Source organism: Pyramidobacter porci (assembly GCF_009695745.1).
Classification (GTDB): domain Bacteria; phylum Synergistota; class Synergistia; order Synergistales; family Dethiosulfovibrionaceae; genus Pyramidobacter; species Pyramidobacter porci.
On record NZ_VUNH01000010.1, the window covers coordinates 21130 to 36809 of the forward strand.

At 65.0% G+C, this 15680-nt stretch carries 17 protein-coding genes; 13 read left to right on the top strand and 4 right to left on the bottom strand.

All coding sequences use genetic code 11. The features are described from left to right. Positions 1-185: 185 nt before the first annotated feature. A complete protein-coding gene (locus tag FYJ74_RS09265) occupies positions 186-1634 on the top strand; it encodes an amidohydrolase (protein WP_154529297.1) in 1449 nt (482 codons plus the stop codon). 56 nt (positions 1635-1690) lie between these two features. Beyond that, positions 1691-2836: a DUF362 domain-containing protein gene (locus tag FYJ74_RS09270; protein WP_154529298.1), complete on the top strand. Its 1146-nt coding sequence runs from the start codon at positions 1691-1693 to the stop codon at positions 2834-2836. Between the two features lie 85 nt (positions 2837-2921). Here the strand turns inward: FYJ74_RS09270 and FYJ74_RS09275 are convergent, their stop codons facing one another. Continuing rightward, the gene (locus FYJ74_RS09275) at positions 2922-3620 is read right to left on the bottom strand and encodes an aspartate/glutamate racemase family protein (protein WP_154529299.1); all 699 of its coding nucleotides are present in this window, start codon (positions 3618-3620) and stop codon (positions 2922-2924) included. A 185-nt stretch (positions 3621-3805) separates the two neighbouring features. On the opposite strand from FYJ74_RS09275, the gene cobT reads away from it, so the two are divergent. From cobT to cbiB, 6 genes are all read left to right on the top strand, one after another. After that, positions 3806-4867, top strand: a complete 1062-nt coding sequence (gene cobT, locus FYJ74_RS09280; RefSeq protein ID WP_326830920.1) for a nicotinate-nucleotide--dimethylbenzimidazole phosphoribosyltransferase — start codon at positions 3806-3808, stop codon at positions 4865-4867. Positions 4868-4992: 125 nt separating this feature from the next. Beyond that, complete coding sequence (locus FYJ74_RS09285; RefSeq protein ID WP_326830921.1) at positions 4993-5313, top strand: cysteine-rich small domain-containing protein; 321 nt, start codon at positions 4993-4995, stop codon at positions 5311-5313. 52 nt (positions 5314-5365) lie between these two features. Then, a complete protein-coding gene (locus FYJ74_RS09290) occupies positions 5366-5887 on the top strand; it encodes a bifunctional adenosylcobinamide kinase/adenosylcobinamide-phosphate guanylyltransferase (RefSeq protein WP_154529300.1) in 522 nt (173 codons plus the stop codon). Next, the gene (locus tag FYJ74_RS09295; protein WP_195838879.1) at positions 5875-6663 is read left to right on the top strand and encodes an adenosylcobinamide-GDP ribazoletransferase; all 789 of its coding nucleotides are present in this window, start codon (positions 5875-5877) and stop codon (positions 6661-6663) included. The genes FYJ74_RS09290 and FYJ74_RS09295 overlap by 13 nt, the downstream gene beginning before the upstream one ends. Further along, positions 6648-7223 (top strand): histidine phosphatase family protein, encoded by a 576-nt coding sequence (locus FYJ74_RS09300; protein ID WP_154529302.1) that lies wholly within the window; start codon positions 6648-6650, stop codon positions 7221-7223. Before FYJ74_RS09295 ends, FYJ74_RS09300 begins: the two co-directional genes overlap by 16 nt. Continuing rightward, complete coding sequence (cbiB, locus tag FYJ74_RS09305) at positions 7220-8194, top strand: adenosylcobinamide-phosphate synthase CbiB (RefSeq protein WP_326830922.1); 975 nt, start codon at positions 7220-7222, stop codon at positions 8192-8194. The genes FYJ74_RS09300 and cbiB overlap by 4 nt, the downstream gene beginning before the upstream one ends. An 84-nt stretch (positions 8195-8278) precedes the next feature. On the opposite strand, the gene FYJ74_RS09310 is transcribed toward cbiB, so the two are convergent. Genes FYJ74_RS09310 through FYJ74_RS09320 form a run of 3 tightly spaced genes read right to left on the bottom strand, consistent with a single transcriptional unit; the run spans position 8279 to position 10986 of the window. Continuing rightward, complete coding sequence (locus tag FYJ74_RS09310) at positions 8279-9052, bottom strand: ABC transporter permease (RefSeq protein WP_154529304.1); 774 nt, start codon at positions 9050-9052, stop codon at positions 8279-8281. Between the two features lie 21 nt (positions 9053-9073). Beyond that, entirely contained in the window at positions 9074-10123 is a 1050-nt protein-coding gene (locus FYJ74_RS09315; protein ID WP_154529305.1) for an ABC transporter substrate-binding protein, read from the bottom strand. A gap of 50 nt (positions 10124-10173) precedes the next feature. Then, entirely contained in the window at positions 10174-10986 is an 813-nt protein-coding gene (locus FYJ74_RS09320) for an ABC transporter ATP-binding protein (protein WP_326830923.1), read from the bottom strand. Between the two features lie 325 nt (positions 10987-11311). Here FYJ74_RS09320 and FYJ74_RS09325 point away from each other — a divergent pair, with 325 nt between their 5' ends. The 5 genes from FYJ74_RS09325 to pcp all read left to right on the top strand — a co-directional run bounded on the left by FYJ74_RS09325 (position 11312) and on the right by pcp (position 15415). Further along, positions 11312-12049 (top strand): amino acid ABC transporter ATP-binding protein, encoded by a 738-nt coding sequence (locus FYJ74_RS09325; protein ID WP_154529307.1) that lies wholly within the window; start codon positions 11312-11314, stop codon positions 12047-12049. Between the two features lie 14 nt (positions 12050-12063). Next, on the top strand, positions 12064-12729 hold the full coding sequence (locus FYJ74_RS09330; protein ID WP_154529308.1) for an amino acid ABC transporter permease: 666 nt from the start codon (positions 12064-12066) through the stop codon (positions 12727-12729). Positions 12730-12779: 50 nt separating this feature from the next. Next, positions 12780-13589, top strand: coding sequence for a transporter substrate-binding domain-containing protein (locus FYJ74_RS09335; protein ID WP_154529309.1), 810 nt, complete (start codon positions 12780-12782; stop codon positions 13587-13589). Positions 13590-13726: 137 nt separating this feature from the next. Next, positions 13727-14767, top strand: coding sequence for a pyridoxal phosphate-dependent aminotransferase (locus FYJ74_RS09340; RefSeq protein WP_154529310.1), 1041 nt, complete (start codon positions 13727-13729; stop codon positions 14765-14767). A gap of 18 nt (positions 14768-14785) precedes the next feature. After that, entirely contained in the window at positions 14786-15415 is a 630-nt protein-coding gene (gene pcp / locus FYJ74_RS09345) for a pyroglutamyl-peptidase I (RefSeq protein ID WP_154529311.1), read from the top strand. The last annotated feature ends 265 nt before the right edge of the window (positions 15416-15680 follow it).

Genomic DNA, 15680 nt, shown 5'->3' on the forward strand with positions numbered 1-15680 from the left:
TTGAGAATAGACCGTAAATTCAGAAAGCATCGCGGCGGTCTATCCGTGCGGCCGGCCGGAATATGGAAAGCCGAAAGTTTTCTTGCGCAGGAGAAAAAAGAGACGCTATAATAAAAGTCTCAAACATTCCGCGACCGGCACGGGCCCGCGGAAGCGGCGTCATTCTTCGAAGGGGGCGATGTTCCATGGACAAGAAAAAAATCGGCGAGATCGTCGAATCGCGCGGCGTCCGTTACGCCGAAGTCGCCGACGAAATCTGGGGCTACGCGGAGACGGCGTTTCGCGAGCACAAGTCGATGGCGGCGCAGATCCGTCTGCTCGAGGAAGAGGGGTTCAAAGTCGCGACGAACGTCGGCGGCGTGGAGACGGCGTTCTGCGGCGAATGGGGCGAAGGCCGCCCCGTGATCGCTTTCCTCGGCGAGTTCGACGCGCTGGCCGGACTGAGCCAGAAGGCCGGCCTCGACCGCAGGGAAGAGGAAGTACCCGGCGGCAACGGGCACGGCTGCGGGCACAACCTGCTCGGCGTCGCCTCCATCGCCGCTGCCGCGGCGCTGAAAACGATCATGCGGGAACAGGGTTTGAAAGGCATTGTGCGCTACTACGGCTGCCCCGGCGAAGAGGGCGGCAGCGGCAAGGCCTTCATGGCCCGCGAGGGCGTCTTCGCCGACGTGGACGCCGCCGTCACCTGGCATCCGTCCAACTGCACCTTCACCGCCGGTACCTCGTCGCTGGCCAACGCGCAGATCTATTACCGCTTCCGCGGCGTCAGCGCTCACGCGGCCGCCGCGCCCCACCTCGGCCGCAGCGCCCTCGACGCCGTCGAGCTGATGAACGTGGGCGTGCAGTTTTTGCGCGAGCACGTCATTCAGGAGGCGCGCCTGCACTACGCCATCACCGACGCCGGCGGCGTCTCGCCCAACGTCGTACAGCCCTACGCGGAGGTGCTCTATCTGCTGCGCGCCCCCAAGAGCGGCCAGGTGAAGGAAATCGTCGAGCGCGTCGACCGCATCGCCCAGGGCGCGGCGCTGATGACCGACACGACGGTGGAGAAGGATTTTGTCAAGTCCTGCGCCAACATCGTCAACAACGAGACGATGGAGCGCTGCCTGCAAAAGAATCTCGAGTTCTTCGGCGCGCCGGATTTCGACGCCGCCGACGAGGAGTTCGCACGCAAGATCTTCGAGACCACGCCCGAGCCGGGGCGCTTCGAAGATCTGGAAAAGCGCGTCAGGGGCGCCGGCAAAGCGGGGCGCGAGGCCCTCGCAGAAGCCAAAAAGGATCCGCTGCCGCGCCGCATCCTGCCCTACGTGCCCTCGGGCGTTCCCATGGGCGGCTCCACCGACGTGGGCGACGTGTCCTGGCAGACGCCCACGGCCCAGATCTACATGGGCACCTGGGCCAACAGCACGCCCGGTCATTCCTGGCAGGTCGTGACGGTCGGAAAATCGCCGCTGGCGCACAAGGGCATGCTCCAGGCCGGCAAGGTCATGGCCGCGGCCGGCTACGACCTGATGACCGATCCCGAACTGCTCAAGAAAGCCCAGGAGGAACTGAAAGAGCGCCTGCGGGGCGAGACCTACGTGCCTATCCCCAAGGGCGTCGCGCCGCGCGGCCTTTCCGGCGCCAAGAGCTGAACGCGCCCCGCCTTTTCCGTCCCGGCCGGCGGATTTTTCCCAAGGAGAGTCAGCCCGTGACGACCGTCGCGCTTTTTCACTGTGAAGACTACTCGCCCGCACGGCTCGATCCGATCGTGCGGGAATGTCTGTCGCTGCGCGCATTCCCGCGCGGCGGGTACGTGCTGGTCAAGCCCAACATGCTCGCCGCCCGCGTGCCCGACAAATGCGTGACCACCCACCCGGCGCTCGTCGATTCGGTCTGCCGCGCCCTGCTCGACCTGGGCTGCCGGCCGGTGATCGGCGACAGTCCGGGCATCGAACCGTTCGCGCGGGTGGCGAAGGCATCGGGCATCGGCGAGGTGGGAGCGCGCCTCGGCGTGCCGGTGCAGGAGCTGGGGCGCTCCACGCTCTGTCCGCCGGCGGCGGGACGCGTCAACAAACGGCTCGAGCTTTCGGCCGACGCGCTCGAGGCCGACGCCGTCGTCAGCCTGCCGAAAATGAAAACGCACTGCCAGATGCAGCTGTCGCTGGCGGTCAAAAATCTTTTCGGCACCGTCGTCGGCACGCGCAAGGCCCAATGGCACTATGCCGTGGGACTGGACCGCCGCCGTTTCGCCGATCTGCTGCTGGACATTTCGCTGTCGCTGCCGCCCCTGCTCTCGATCGTCGACGGCGTCATCGGCATGGAAGGGCGCGGCCCCGGCAACGGCCGGCCGCGCGCTTTCGGCCTGATCGGCGCGAGCGGCGATGCGCTGGCGCTCGACGCGGCGCTATCGGCCATGATGGGGCTGCCTCCGCAGGATTTCTTTCTGCTACAGGCGGCCCGTGCCCGCGGCTTCGCAGGCTGCGATCTGAGCGGCGTAAAGTGGCGCGGCGATTTCGATCCCTCCGGCCGCTTCCCTGACGTCGACATCCCGGCGCTGGACGCGCTCAGCCTGATGCCGCGCTTTATGGACCGCTTCGGGCGGCGCTTTCTCGCCTCGCGCCCCGAGCAGATCCGCAAGCGCTGCATCGCCTGCGGCCGCTGCGTCGCCGTCTGTCCCGCCGAGGCGCTGAGGCTGGAAAACGAAACGCTGTTTTTCGACTACGCCGCATGCATCCGCTGTTACTGCTGTCACGAGATGTGCCCCCGCGACGCCGTCGCTTTCCGCGAAGGGGCGCTGATGAAGCTGTTCGCTCTGCTGAGGAAAACGCGCCGCGCCGGGCGCGGGAAAATTTGAATCCGGCGCGAAAAACCGCGAGGGCGGGCGATTGGCCAAAATCCAATCGCCCGCCCTCGCGGTTTGTGATCTCCGTTCGTCTTTTCTACTCTTCCGCGTAGAGGGCTTCGAGGCAGGCACGCGAGAGACTGCGCAGACTGGAGATGCCCATTTCCGGCGGCAGCGAGCTGGCGTCGTAGGCGAGCGGCAGTTCCGTGCAGGCGGTAACGATCGGGGCGCGGCGGACGGCCCACAACTTGGCGGCGATCTCTTCCATGACCGCGCCGCCGGCTTTCAGTTCGCCGGCCTTGACGCGGACGATGGCTTGGGTCGCCAGTTCGCGGACTTCTTCGCTGGGGGCGAAGAAGCGGTAGCCGCGGCGCGCCGCTTCCTTCTCGTAGATGCCCGAATCCATCGTCGCGCCGGTGGCGATGATCCAGCAGCCGTCGGGCGCGGCTTTAATCGCGTCGGCGACGGTGGCTTCGACGATGTGGATCAGCGGCGAGCGCAGCTGGGCGCGGAACGGATCAATGAAGATGTGCGCCGTGTTGCAGGGCACGGCCAGCAGATCGGCGCCCCAGCCGCACAGCGTGTCCAGCCCCTGGCGCAGCGCGGCGGCGGGGCTTTCGCCGCGGCCGAAAAACGCCGCCGTGCGGTCGGGCGTCTGCGCGTTGGAGTAAACGTAGACGACGGGATGTTCCTGGTCGCGCTTCGCCGGGGCCATCGCCGCCAGCAGGCGCAGAAATTCGGCCGAGGCCGCCGGGCCCATGCCGCCGTAAACGCCGAGGATCTTTCGAGGGATCATGTCGTTCACCTGCGTTTCGCAAAATTTGCCGCTCACAGAGCGCGCCGATTATCTTATTCCCGTTTGCGGACGCTGTCAAACGGCCGCCGTTTGGGGGAACGGCGCGCGAGTGATAGAATAGGGGCGAAAAAAGCGCGCGGTTCGCCGGGCGCGGCAAATTCCGCACGACAAAGGGGAAAACTCACGTGAACGTCGATCTGAACGAAATCAACTCGCGCCTGACCGGCCCCGACGCGGCGGCGGTCAAGGCTTCGCTGGAACGCTGGAGCCTCGTCGCCAAGCCCTTGAAAAGCCTGGGCGCGCTCGAGGACCTGGTGACGCGGATCGCCGGGATCACGGGCGAGGCGCGCTTCGACATCGGCAAACGAGCGCTGGTGGTGATGTGCGCCGACAACGGCGTGATCGCGCAGGGCGTGACGCAGACGGACGAGTCGATCACGGCGCTGGTGGCCGCCGATCTGGCGAAGGGCTGTTCCTCCGCCAACCTGATGGCGCGCGTGGCGCGCGCGGACGTGATCCCCGTGGACGTGGGCGTGAAATATCCGCCCGACGCGCCGGGGCTGATCAGCCGCCGCATCGCCGCCGGCACGCGCGACTTCACTTCCGGGCCGGCGATGACGCGCGAACAGGCGCTGCGGGCGATCGGCGTCGGCATCGAAACGGCGCGCGAGTGCCGCGAAAAGGGCTACCGCCTGATCGCCACGGGCGAGATGGGCATCGGCAACACCACGACCAGCGCCGCCGTGGCCGCCGTACTGCTGGGCTGCGAGCCGCGCGGGATCACGGGGCGCGGGGCGGGGCTTTCGGACGAAGGGCTGAAGCGCAAGATCGCGGCGATCGAAAAGGGCATCGCCGTCAACCGCCCCGACGCGGACGACGCGCTGGACGTGCTCGCCAAGCTGGGGGGCTTCGACATCGCCGCCATGGCGGGGCTGTTCATCGGCGGCGCGCTGGAGCGCCTGCCCGTGGTGATCGACGGCGTGATCAGCGCCGTCGGCGCGCTCGCAGCGCGCCGGCTGTGTCCCGGCTGCGCCTTCGCCATGATTCCCAGCCACATGTCGGCGGAACCGGCGGCGCGCAGGATCTTCGGCGAGCTGGGGCTGGAGCCGGTGATCCGCGCCGGGATGCGCCTCGGCGAGGGCACGGGCGCGTTGTGCCTGTTCCCGCTGCTGGACATGGCCATGGCGCTCTACGACGGTCTCGTCTTCAGCGACATCGGCATGGAAGCCTACACGCCGCAGTCATAAAGTTTTTGAGAACAAAATCCACCACAAAAAAACGGAGAAAAAACGCCGCCGGCGGCTCGTGAAAACCCAAACCTTTCTCTCCGTTCGCCATCACAGACTTTGTTTCCCACACAGGAGGGGATCGCGTGAGCAGAAAAGACGTCATGAACAAAAAGCCGGAGGAATGCAAATATTCGTTCTTCAGCCACAAGGACTGCGAGTTCTTCCCGTGTCACAGGGGAGTCGCGCCGGAGGACTTCAACTGCCTGTTCTGTTATTGTCCGCTGTACTGCCTCGGGCGCGAGTGCGGCGGCAACTTCCGTTACCTCGAAAACGGCGTCAAGGACTGCTCGAACTGCCTGATCCCGCACCGGCGCGACAGCTACGGCTACATCGCCGCGCGCTTCACGAAGATCGTCAGGGCCATGCAGGAGCGCGAGCGGGCCGCCGCGAAGGACGAAGAATGAGAATGTTCCACGTGGAACATCTTCGCGCCCGAAGTCGCACGAGGCATGACGGATGCTGATTTTACTGACCGGCGCCAGCAACAGCGGGAAAAGCCGTTTTGCCGAAACGATCGCTTCGCGCTTTTCCGGCCCCAGGATTTACGCCGCGACGATGGTCCCCTGCGGGGCCGAGGGCGCGGCCCGCGTCGACAGGCACCGCCGCCAGCGCGCCGGGCAGGGGTTCGTCACCGCGGAGTGCCCGCGCGGGCTCGACGGGATTTCCGCCGGAACGGACGCGCTGGTACTGCTCGAGGACGTGTCCAACCTGCTCGCCAACGAGATGTTCGGCCGCGGCCGCCCCGATGCGGAGGACGAGGCGCTGCGCCAGATCGTTTCTCTCGCCGGGCGCGCCGCCGTGGTGATCGCCGTGACGATCGGCGGGGTGAGCGGCGAGGGCTGCGACGCGGCCACGAAGAATTACGCGGCGGCGCTGGCCCATCTCAACGAACGGCTCGCCGCCGCGGCCGACGCGGTGATCGAAATGCGCGGCGGCGCGCCGCGGCTGCTGAAGGGAGAATGTCCATGGATTGGCTGAAACCGTTTTGGATCGCGCTGTCCACGTATTCGGCGGTTCCCGTGCCGCAGTGCGGATGGGACGAAAAGTCGCTGGCCCGCTCGTTCTGCTTTTTGCCCGCGGTCGGCCTGCTGATCGGCGCGGCGCAGGGCGCGTGGCTGTGGCTGTGCTGGTTTGCCGGCTTCAATCTGCTGCTGCGCAGCGCCGTGGCCGTGGCCGTGCCGCTGCTGATCAGCGGCGGCATCCACATGGACGGCTTCTGCGACACCATGGACGCCCTTGCGTCCCATCAGCCGCCGCAGCGCTGTCTCGAGATCATGAAGGACTCGCGCGCCGGCGCGTTCGCGATCATTTACTGCGGCGTTTACCTCGTGCTCGACCTCGGCCTCGTCAGCGAGGCGGCGGGGCTGCCGGGAGTCTTCTGCCTGATCTTCACGATGTCGCGCGCCGTTTCCGTGCTGTCGGTGCTCAGCCGCAAAAACGCCCGCGGCGGCGGCATGCTGGCGCGTTTTCAGCAGCCGGCGCAGACGCTGCTGGTGCGCCGCTGCGCCTGGGGATGGATCGCCGCCTGCGCGGTCGCCATGGACTTCTGCGACCTGTACGCCGGCACCGGCGCGCTGCTGGGCGCCGTGGCGGCGTGGTTCGCCTATCACGCCATGGCGGAGAGGCGCTTCGGCGGCATCACCGGCGACACGTCGGGATTTTTCGTGCAGACGCTCGAGCTGGCCATGCTGGCCGGCATGGCGCTGGGGCAGGCCGCGGAGATCGCGAGGTTCGCGCTGTGCAGATCCTTCTGATCCGCCACGGCGCGACCGCCAGCAACCGGGCGCGTCTCTATCTGGGGCGCGCCGACGAACCGCTCTGCAAGGCCGGGATCGAACAGGCCCGCGCGCGCTTCGCCGACGGACTGCCGCCGGTGGAAAAGGTTTTCGTCAGCCCGCTGCGCCGCTGCCGCCAGACCGCCGCGATCCTCTTTCCGGACTTCGAACCGGTCGTGATCGAGGCGTTCGTCGAGATCGACTTCGGCCGCTTCGAGGGGCAGTCGCACGACCAGCTCATAAGCGGCGACCCTGCCTATGCCGCCTGGCTCGCCTCGCGCGGCGAAGGACCGATCCCCGGCGGCGAAGACATGGCAGCGCTGCGAAGGCGCTGCCGCCAAGGATTTCTGGACATGACCGCGCAGTCGCGCGGCTGCGGCCGCATCGCCGCGGTCGCTCACGGCGGCACGATCATGGCCGTCCTCAGCAAGTTCTGCGAGCCGCCGCGCGCCTTTTACGACGGCTTCGTGAAAAACTGCGGCGTCGTGCGCTGCGTCTGGGACGGCGCGCGGCTGCGCCTCGAAGGCGGCCTGTCGTGAGCGCCGTCGCGTCGCTGGCGGCGCTCACGATCGGTTTCGCGCTCGATCTGCTGTGCGGCGATCCGCACGGATTTCCTCACATCGTCGTCTTCGCCGGCAAGCTGATCGCCTGGGGCGAGAGAATCCTGCGCCCGCTGCTCCCCTCCACGAAACGGGGCGAGCGCGCCGCGGGGGCGCTGCTGGTCCTCGTCGTCGCCGCCGTCTGCACGGCGCTGCCCGCGCTGCTGCTGCGCGTTCTGTACGCGCGTTCGTTCTGGGGCGGGCTGGCGGCGGAAAGCTTTTTCTGTTACCAGCTTTTGGCGGCGCGTTCCCTCCGCGACGAAAGCCGCAAGGTCGCCGCGGCGCTGAAAAACGGCGACCTGGGGAGCGCGCGTTACTGGCTGTCGATGATCGTCGGGCGCGACACCGAGTTTCTCGACGAGACCGGCGTCGTCAAGGCCGCCGTCGAGACCGTGGCCGAAAACACCGCCGACGGCGTAGTCGCGCCGCTGCTCTGGATCGGTCTTTTCGGCGTGCCCGGCGGCTGCTTCTGCAAGGCCGTCAACACCATGGACTCGATGATCGGCTACGAAAACGATCGTTACCGCTGGTTCGGCACGGCCGCCGCGCGGCTCGACGACCTCGTCAACTTCGTCCCCGCCCGCCTGGCCGGGCTGTTGATGGTCGCCGCCGCCGGACTGTGCCGCTTCGACATGGCCAACGCGTGGCGCATCCTGCGCCGCGACCGCCTCAGGCACGCCAGCCCCAATTCCGCCCACGCCGAAGCCGCCTGCGCGGGCGCGCTGCGCGTCCAGCTGGCCGGCCCCGCCAGCTACGGCGGACAGGTCGAGGCAAAACCGTTCCTCGGCGATCCGCTGCGCCCCGTGGAGACCGCCGACATCGCCCGCGCCCACAAACTTCTTTTCGCGACCGCCGCGCTCTCCTTCTTCCTCGCGCTGGCGCTGCGTTCCCTTCTTGTCGCTGTGCGGTGAACGGGGCTCCATAAAAAATCGGACGCGAGGCAAACGCAGTCGTTTGTCTCGCGTCCGATTTTTTTTTGCGTTTTTTCCACGCACTCATTGGGTGCGGTCGTTCATCGTCCACCTGAGCAGGCGCTTCTTGATCCGCTCGAAAAACTGCATCACCACGACCAGCACCAGCACCATGAACAGGAATCCGGCCCAGGTGTAGTCGTACAGCCCGAACTCCGCGTACTTCTTCACGAAAAAGCCCATGCCGTACTGCGCGCCGTACATCTCCGAATAGACCAGCATCACGAAGGTGCTGCGCAGCGAGTTGACGAAGCCGGCGAGGATCGAAGGGCTGGCCGCCGGCAGGATGACCTTGACGAGGCGCTTGAAGCCTTTCAGTTCCAGCGTCGCCGCCTTGTCGAGATAGCGCTTGTCGATAGTCATGATGCCCGTGACGGCCGCGAACAGCGTCGACCAGATCGTGCCGTAAACGATCAGGAACACCGAGGCGCTCCAGAAATCCGGCGCCAGCAGCAGCGCGAACGGCGACAACAAAATCGACGGCACGACGCTGAACATGTAGATCACCGGGTAGAGCGCGTCGCGCAGCCGCTCGTTCATGCCCAGGACCGTGCCAACGAACAGCGCCACGCCCAGCGAGACGGCGATCGACGGGACCATCAGCTTCATCGACGCCAGCAGGTTCACGAACATCGTGCGCCCTTCGCCGGCGAAGACTTTGCGGATGGCCTCGACGCGCGGGAACAGATAAGGATTGGCGCGCCCCGTCTCGGTCATGTAAACGTACAGCGCGATGAGCGAGGCGCAGATGCAGAAGGTCAGCCAGTACTTGCCGAAAAAGTATCTCAGCCTGCCCATCGCGAAGTCCGTTCCCGCCGCTTAGTTGTTTTCCGCGAAGAAGGCGCGCTGACGTTCGTAGAAGGTGGGATCTTCGCTGCCGTGGGCGGCGGTGGCGTCTTCAAGCGCCTGCCGGTACAGTTCGGTGTCGATGTGGTCCTCGATCTTGATGTTCTTGGCGTTTTCGCTCAGGAAGCCCGTCTTGTCGAGGATGCCCCAGGCGCGGACGACCGACTTGCTGAGCGGGTCGGCGTTGACGACGTAGTGAGCGGTGTCGAGCATGTAGGCGGCCACGTACTCGTCGGAAGCGCCGATCTTCTTGGCCAGCATGGAGACCGCTTCGTCGCGGTGGCTCTCGTAGTAGCTCTGCGCCCGCAGCAGCGCGCGCAAAACGGCCTTGATCGTCTCGGGATTCTTCCTGACGTACTCCGTCTGCGCCTCCATGCGGCAGCAGGAATAGTTGGGCATCACTTCGCTCTGGTAGGTGACGATCTGGACATCCTTCATCTTCTTGACGTTGAAGTTCTGGCCCGTGCCCATCAGCGCGTAATCGACCTCGCCGCGCACGACGGCGGCCAGCGCTTCGTTGTAGCCGGAATAGGTCACCCAGTTGACGGCCTTGAGCGGCTCCTTGTAGCCCAGATCCATGACCGCGCCGGTGAAGGCGAAGTACGAGGGGTTGCAGGCGAACTTTTTGCCGATCAGCGACTGCACGCCCTTCCACTCCGCGCCGGCGCGGGCGACGACGGGCATGCAGCCGGTCACCATGTGGCCGCCGAAGATGGTCAGGTCGATGCCGGCGGCGATCTGCTGCAGCGGCGCGGCCGTGCCGGAGTTGGAAACCACGTCCACCTTGCCGGTGGCCAGCAGCGTCATGGCGTCGGCGTTGGCGTTGGCGAGGACCGGTTCAATCGTCAGCCCTTCGTCCTTGAAGTAGCCCTTGTTCTCGGCGATCGTCACCAGCACGTTGCCGCTCGTGCCGTAGTTCCAGCGCACGACGCTCTGCTCGGGGGCGGCGGAAGCGACGGCCGAAGCGGCCAGCGCCAGACTCATAGAGGCGAACAGACGGACAGCATTTTTCTTCACAGACATATTTAAAGAACGCTCCTTTTATAGGAATGATGTGGTGCTTACAACCTGATTCACTTGGCGCCGCGCGCGAACAGACCGTCGCGCGACAGGCGCTCGGCCACGTCGCGGTTGATGTGGCGGATCAGCGTCTCGCGCAGGCGGACGAATTCCGTGCTTTCAAAGCGGGCGCTGCGCGAAGCGCCCCCCGCCGCGGGGACGCGGCAGTCAAAGATCACGCCGCCGGGCGACTGCCCCAGCACGACGACGCGGCTGCCCAGCAGCAGCGCTTCGTCCACGTCGTGCGTGACGAAAAAGACGGTCTTTTTCGGCTCGTGCTTCGCCCACAGCTCCGAGACCAGATCCTGAAGCATGGCGCGCGTCACCGCGTCGAGCGCGCCGAACGGCTCGTCCATCAGCAGCACCGGCGGATCGACGGCGAACGCCTGCGCGATCGCCACGCGCTGCTGCATGCCGCCGGACAGCTCGCGCGGCAGCTTGCGGAAGACCGCGCCGTCGAAGCCGACCCCGCGCAGTTTTTCCAGCGCGACAGACTTCAGTTCGTCCACGCTGCGCCCGGGGAAACGCTGCTTCAGCGCCAGCATGACGTTTTCACCCGCCGTCATCCACGGGAACAGGCCGTAATCCTGAAAGACCACGCCGCGGTCCAGCCCCGCGCCCTCGATCGGACGGCTGTCGATCGAGATCTCGCCGCGGGTGGGGCGCTCCAGCCCCGCCAGCAGGCGCAGGAACGTGCTTTTGCCGCAGCCCGACTGCCCCAGCAGGCAGACGAACTCCCCCGCCGCGACGGAGAGGTCGATATCTTTCAGTATCAGCTTGTCCTTCACATACGCGAAGGAAAGATCCTTGACGGCGATATTCTGCACGACGGGCGCGTCCTCTCTGAATTTGTCATCATCTGAATTCATTCTCATCTGTTATAATGATAATATCATTGCATCACATCCGTTGCATTGTGTTATTGCGCGGACTTTTGGTCGATTCCGCAGTCTTTTGTGCGTCATTAACGATGATATTTCGAAGACAAAAGTCCGGCGGCGGAAACGATTTCGTCCCCGATGGAAGTCGATCCCGGCGTTTTCAAAGCGGTTCGCCGGTGACAAGACCCTGTGCCGGTGCTATAATCTTCTCCATTATATTCTATATGATTGTCAATCATAATTGACTGTAAAAACAGACGGGAGCTGCCACATGCTTGAGATCAGTCATCTGAAAAAGAGCTACAACGGCCAGCCGGTGCTGCGGGACGTGAACCTGACGCTGGCGCAGGGCGAGGTCATGGCGATCATCGGCCCGTCGGGAACGGGCAAGTCCACGCTGCTGCGCTGCGTCAACTTTTTGGAGCGCCCCGAGAGCGGAACGATCGCTCTCGACGAACTGACGGTCGACGCCGCCCGCGCCACGCAGGCTCAGATCCACGCGCTGCGGCGCAGGACGGCCATGGTCTTTCAAAATTACAATTTGCTGCGCAATCTGACGGCTCTGGAGAACGTCATGGAACCGATGGTCACGGTCCAGCGTCTGCCGCGCCTTCAGGCCCGCAGACGGGCCTTGGAACTTCTGGACAAGGTGGGCCTGGCCGACAAGGCGGATTTTTATCCGCGCAGGATGTCGGGCGGCCAGCAGCAACGCGTGGGAATCGCCCGCGCCATGGGCGGCGACGCCAAGGTGATTTTGCTCGACGAGCCCACGTCGTCGCTGGATCCCGAGCTGATCGGCGAGGTTCTGGCGGTGATCCGGCAGCTGGCGGAAGAGCACACGACCATGGTGATTGTCACGCACGAGATGAAGTTCGCCCGCGAGGTCGCCGACAAGATGATCTTCCTCGAGGATGGCGTCGCCGCCGGCGAAGGCACGCCGGAAGAGATCTTCGAACGCTGCGGGAACGAGCGCATCCGCCGTTTCGTGCGCCGCGTCATGGATCAGTAGGGAGGCGCGGAAAAATGCTTTTCGACTTCAAAAGCTTTAGCGAGCTGTTTCCGTTGGTCTTGTCCTCGCTGGGGCTGACGGCGGAGATCGCCGCCCTCTCGCTGGCCGGCACGCTGCTCCTTTCCACCGCCATCGCCATCGTGCGCTATTACAAAGTCCCCCTGCTGACGCAGTTTTTCGACGCGTTCGTGACCGTGTTCCGCGCCACGCCGCTGGTGGTGGCGCTGTTCATGATTTTCTTCGCGCTGCCCTGCCTGATTCCGGCGCTCAAGGCGATGACGCCGCTCCAAGCCACGGTCATCAGCCTGATCTGCAACACGTCGGCCTTCATGGCGGAAAGTTTCCGCGCCGCGCTGGAGTCGGTGGACACGGGGCAGATCGAAGCCTGCTACTCGATGGGCATGACGCGGGCCCAGGCGATGCGGCGCGCCATCCTGCCCCAGGCCTTCGTCGTCGCCGCGCCTTCGATCGGCAACCATTTCATCGGTATCATCAAGGGCACGGCGCTGGGCTTCACCGTCGGGCTGGCCGACGTAATGGGCACGGCCAAGACGGAAGCGGCGCTGAGCCTGCGCTTTTTCGAGGCTTACCTGTGCGTGACTATCGTCTACGTGGCGATCGTGCTGATCGTCGAGTTTTTCCTGCGCCGGATCGAACGGCGGCTGCAGAACCTCTATTAGCGCCGTTCTTTTCGAAAAATCATACATTCTTTAAGGAAGGTGTTCTTTTCATGAATCTGAAACGTATCTGCGCTCTTTCCCTTGCCGCTGCGGCGCTGACCGCCGGCGCGGCGTGCGCCGCCGGCGCGCTCAAGGAAATTACCGTCGCCTCCGGCAACAGTTCCGTCCCCAACTCCTACGTCTCCAAGGGGCAGCACCTCGGCACCGAGCCCGACATCTGGGCCGCCATCGCCGCCAGGACCGGATTGAAAGTCAACTTCGTCACCGGCGAATTCAACACGCTCTTCGGCTATCTCGATTCGGGACGCGCCGACACGGTGGGCAACACGATCACCGTCAACCAGAAACGCATCGACAAGTACAGATTCTCCGAGCCGTACGCCTACATCCCCGAAAAGCTCGTCGTTCACGAAGAGCGCACGGACCTGAAGCGTCTTAAAGACATCGACGGCCTGAAATGCGGCTACAGCGCCGGATCGAACGGCGGCAACCTGTTCAAGCAGATCGCCGAGAAGGAAGGCATCAAGGTCGAACTGGCCGTTTTCGACAGCAGCGACCTGCTCAACGAAGCTTTCCGCCAGGGCAAAGTGGACGTGATGATCTTCGCCGGCAGCGAGGCGGCTTTCAAGATCAAAAACGGTTTCCTCAAAGCCCGCACGGTCGAGGAGAACATCGCCGTCGGCGAGAAGGCGTTTCCGTTCCGCACCGACGAAAAGTCGCTGGCGCTGCGCGCCGTCGTCACCAAGGCCATTCAGGAGATGAAAGCCGACGGCACGCTGACCGCCATCTATCAGAAATGGTTTAACGACGATTTCAGTCAGCCGCCCGCCGGTTACGTCTCGCCCTGGAAGCTTGACTGATCTCTTTTCGACAGGCTGAGAGCCGCCGTCCGCACGGCGGCTTTTATTTTTATCGGCGCTGTGTTAGTATGACGGCAGTTCGCCCCTGCCCGGCCTGGCGTCTTTCCGAAAGCGGGGGCCAGTAGGGAGGCTTCGCTTTGAATAAATTCGACCATGGCGGAGACGTTTATTCCCGCAACGTTGCTCTCGATTTCTCTGTCAACCTCAATCCGCTGGGCATGCCGCCGGCGGTGCGCGAAGCGCTGCTTGCGGGCGTCGACTCCTGCGCCAGCTATCCCGATCCGCACTGCCGCGCGCTGCGGGCGGCGCTGGCCCGCGCGCTCGGCGTCGAGCCGTGGCAGCTGCTCTGCGGCAACGGCGCCGCCGATCTGATCATCCGCCTCTGCCTGGCCCGAAAGCCCGAAAGAGTGCTGCTCTGCGCGCCGACCTTTTCGGAATACGAGAAAGCCGCGCTGCTCTCCGGCGCTCGGGTGAAGAAGTTCATCCTGCGCGAGGAGGACGACTTCGCGCTCGGCGGCGGGATTCTCGGCGAATTGACGGGTTCCGCCGCGCCGGACCTATTCTTCCTCTGCAATCCCAACAATCCCACGGGGCAGCTGACCTGTCCCGCGCTGATCGGCCAGATCGCCGCCGTCTGCGAGAAGCGGGGCACGCTGTTCGTTCTCGATGAGTGCTTTCTTCCCTTCACCGAAGCGCCGTCGGCGCGCCCGCTGCTGAACGCGCATCCGCACCTGGTCATCGTCGACGCGTTCACCAAGCTCTACGCCATGGCCGGCCTGCGGCTGGGCTTCATGATTTCGTCCGACCGCCGGCTGGTCGAAAGGGTCGCCGACTTCGGCCAGAGTTGGAGTGTCTCCGTCCCGGCGCAGACGGCCGGCCTCGCGGCGCTGTCCGGCGGCGGAGAATGGAGCGCCCGCACCCGCGTCGTCGTCGCGGCAGAACTCGCCTTCGTCCGCGCCGGGCTGCGCGAACTGGGCTTCAAAGTCTACGACGGCAGCGCCAACTACGTGCTCTTCCGCAGCGAAAAGCCCCTCAGCGAGGCAATGCTGGCGCAGGGCATCCTGATCCGTTCCTGCGCCAATTACACGGGGCTTGACGAACGCTATTACCGCGTCGGCGTCAAACGCCGCGCCGAAAACGAACGGCTGCTCGCCGCCCTGCGCCGCGCGCTGGCGTGAGAAACGAAGAAAGAAGGAATGAACGTGAAACTGCTTTTGACCGGCTTCGAGCCCTTCGGCGGCGAGACGATCAACCCCGCGCAGGAGGCGCTGGCGCTGGTGTCCGATCGGATCGGCGCGCTGGAAATCATCAAGCGGATCCTGCCTGTCGCCTTCGGCACGTCCATCGCCGAGGTCCGCGCCGCGCTGCGCGAACATCGGCCCGACGCCGTGCTCTGCGTCGGCCAGGCGGGCGGCCGCATGGAAGTCACGCCGGAGCGCGTGGCGCTGAACCTGAACGACGCGCGCATCCCCGACAACAAGGGCAACCAACCCGTGGACGAGCCGGTCTTCGCCGACGGCCCCGCAGCCTATTTCACCACGCTGCCTCTCAGGGAAATGGTCGCCGCCATCCATGCCGCCGGGCTGCCGGCGCGCGTGTCCAACACAGCAGGTCTGTTCGTCTGCAACCACGTGATGTACGGCGTGCTTTACCATCTCGCCCACGAACTGCCCGGCGCCATCGGCGGTTTCATGCACGTGCCTTACGCGCCCGAACAGGCCGTCCGCCAGTCTGCGCCCCAGCCTTCCATGTCCAAAAACGACATCGCCCGGGCCATCGCCGCCGCCATCAGCGCCATCGAGCGTCATCTCACGGCGCGACGGTAAATCCCGAACAATGGACGGAAGCATCCATTCCGCACCAGCGTTGACCGCACAACGCAAACACCGACACAAAAAGGGCGCCGCTTTCCCGATGCGAAAGCGGCGCCCTTTTTATCGAAGCGGCAATCTTATTATTTCTCAATTAAAAAGCCCAACGGAAGGGCACTGCGAGGGAGATCCCCAAAGCGAGCTGCGCAGCAGTCGGGATAGTTCCGAGCGACGGAATTTCCTCGCAGCGCCCGGCAAACTGTGCTCGCCTTGCCGCGGG

Bases quoted from the DNA above. Each gene is read 5' to 3' on its own strand.
- FYJ74_RS09265 (WP_154529297.1), top strand. From the start codon at position 186: ATGGACAAGAAAAAAATCGGCGAGATCGTCGAATCGCGCGGCGTCCGT.
- FYJ74_RS09275 (WP_154529299.1), bottom strand. From the start codon at position 3,620: ATGATCCCTCGAAAGATCCTCGGCGTTTACGGCGGCATGGGCCCGGCG.
- FYJ74_RS09290 (WP_154529300.1), top strand. From the start codon at position 5,366: ATGCTGATTTTACTGACCGGCGCCAGCAACAGCGGGAAAAGCCGTTTT.
- FYJ74_RS09295 (WP_195838879.1), top strand. From the start codon at position 5,875: ATGGATTGGCTGAAACCGTTTTGGATCGCGCTGTCCACGTATTCGGCG.
- FYJ74_RS09310 (WP_154529304.1), bottom strand. From the start codon at position 9,052: ATGGGCAGGCTGAGATACTTTTTCGGCAAGTACTGGCTGACCTTCTGC.
- FYJ74_RS09315 (WP_154529305.1), bottom strand. From the start codon at position 10,123: ATGTCTGTGAAGAAAAATGCTGTCCGTCTGTTCGCCTCTATGAGTCTG.
- FYJ74_RS09325 (WP_154529307.1), top strand. From the start codon at position 11,312: ATGCTTGAGATCAGTCATCTGAAAAAGAGCTACAACGGCCAGCCGGTG.
- FYJ74_RS09330 (WP_154529308.1), top strand. From the start codon at position 12,064: ATGCTTTTCGACTTCAAAAGCTTTAGCGAGCTGTTTCCGTTGGTCTTG.
- FYJ74_RS09335 (WP_154529309.1), top strand. From the start codon at position 12,780: ATGAATCTGAAACGTATCTGCGCTCTTTCCCTTGCCGCTGCGGCGCTG.
- pcp (WP_154529311.1), top strand. From the start codon at position 14,786: ATGAACGTGAAACTGCTTTTGACCGGCTTCGAGCCCTTCGGCGGCGAG.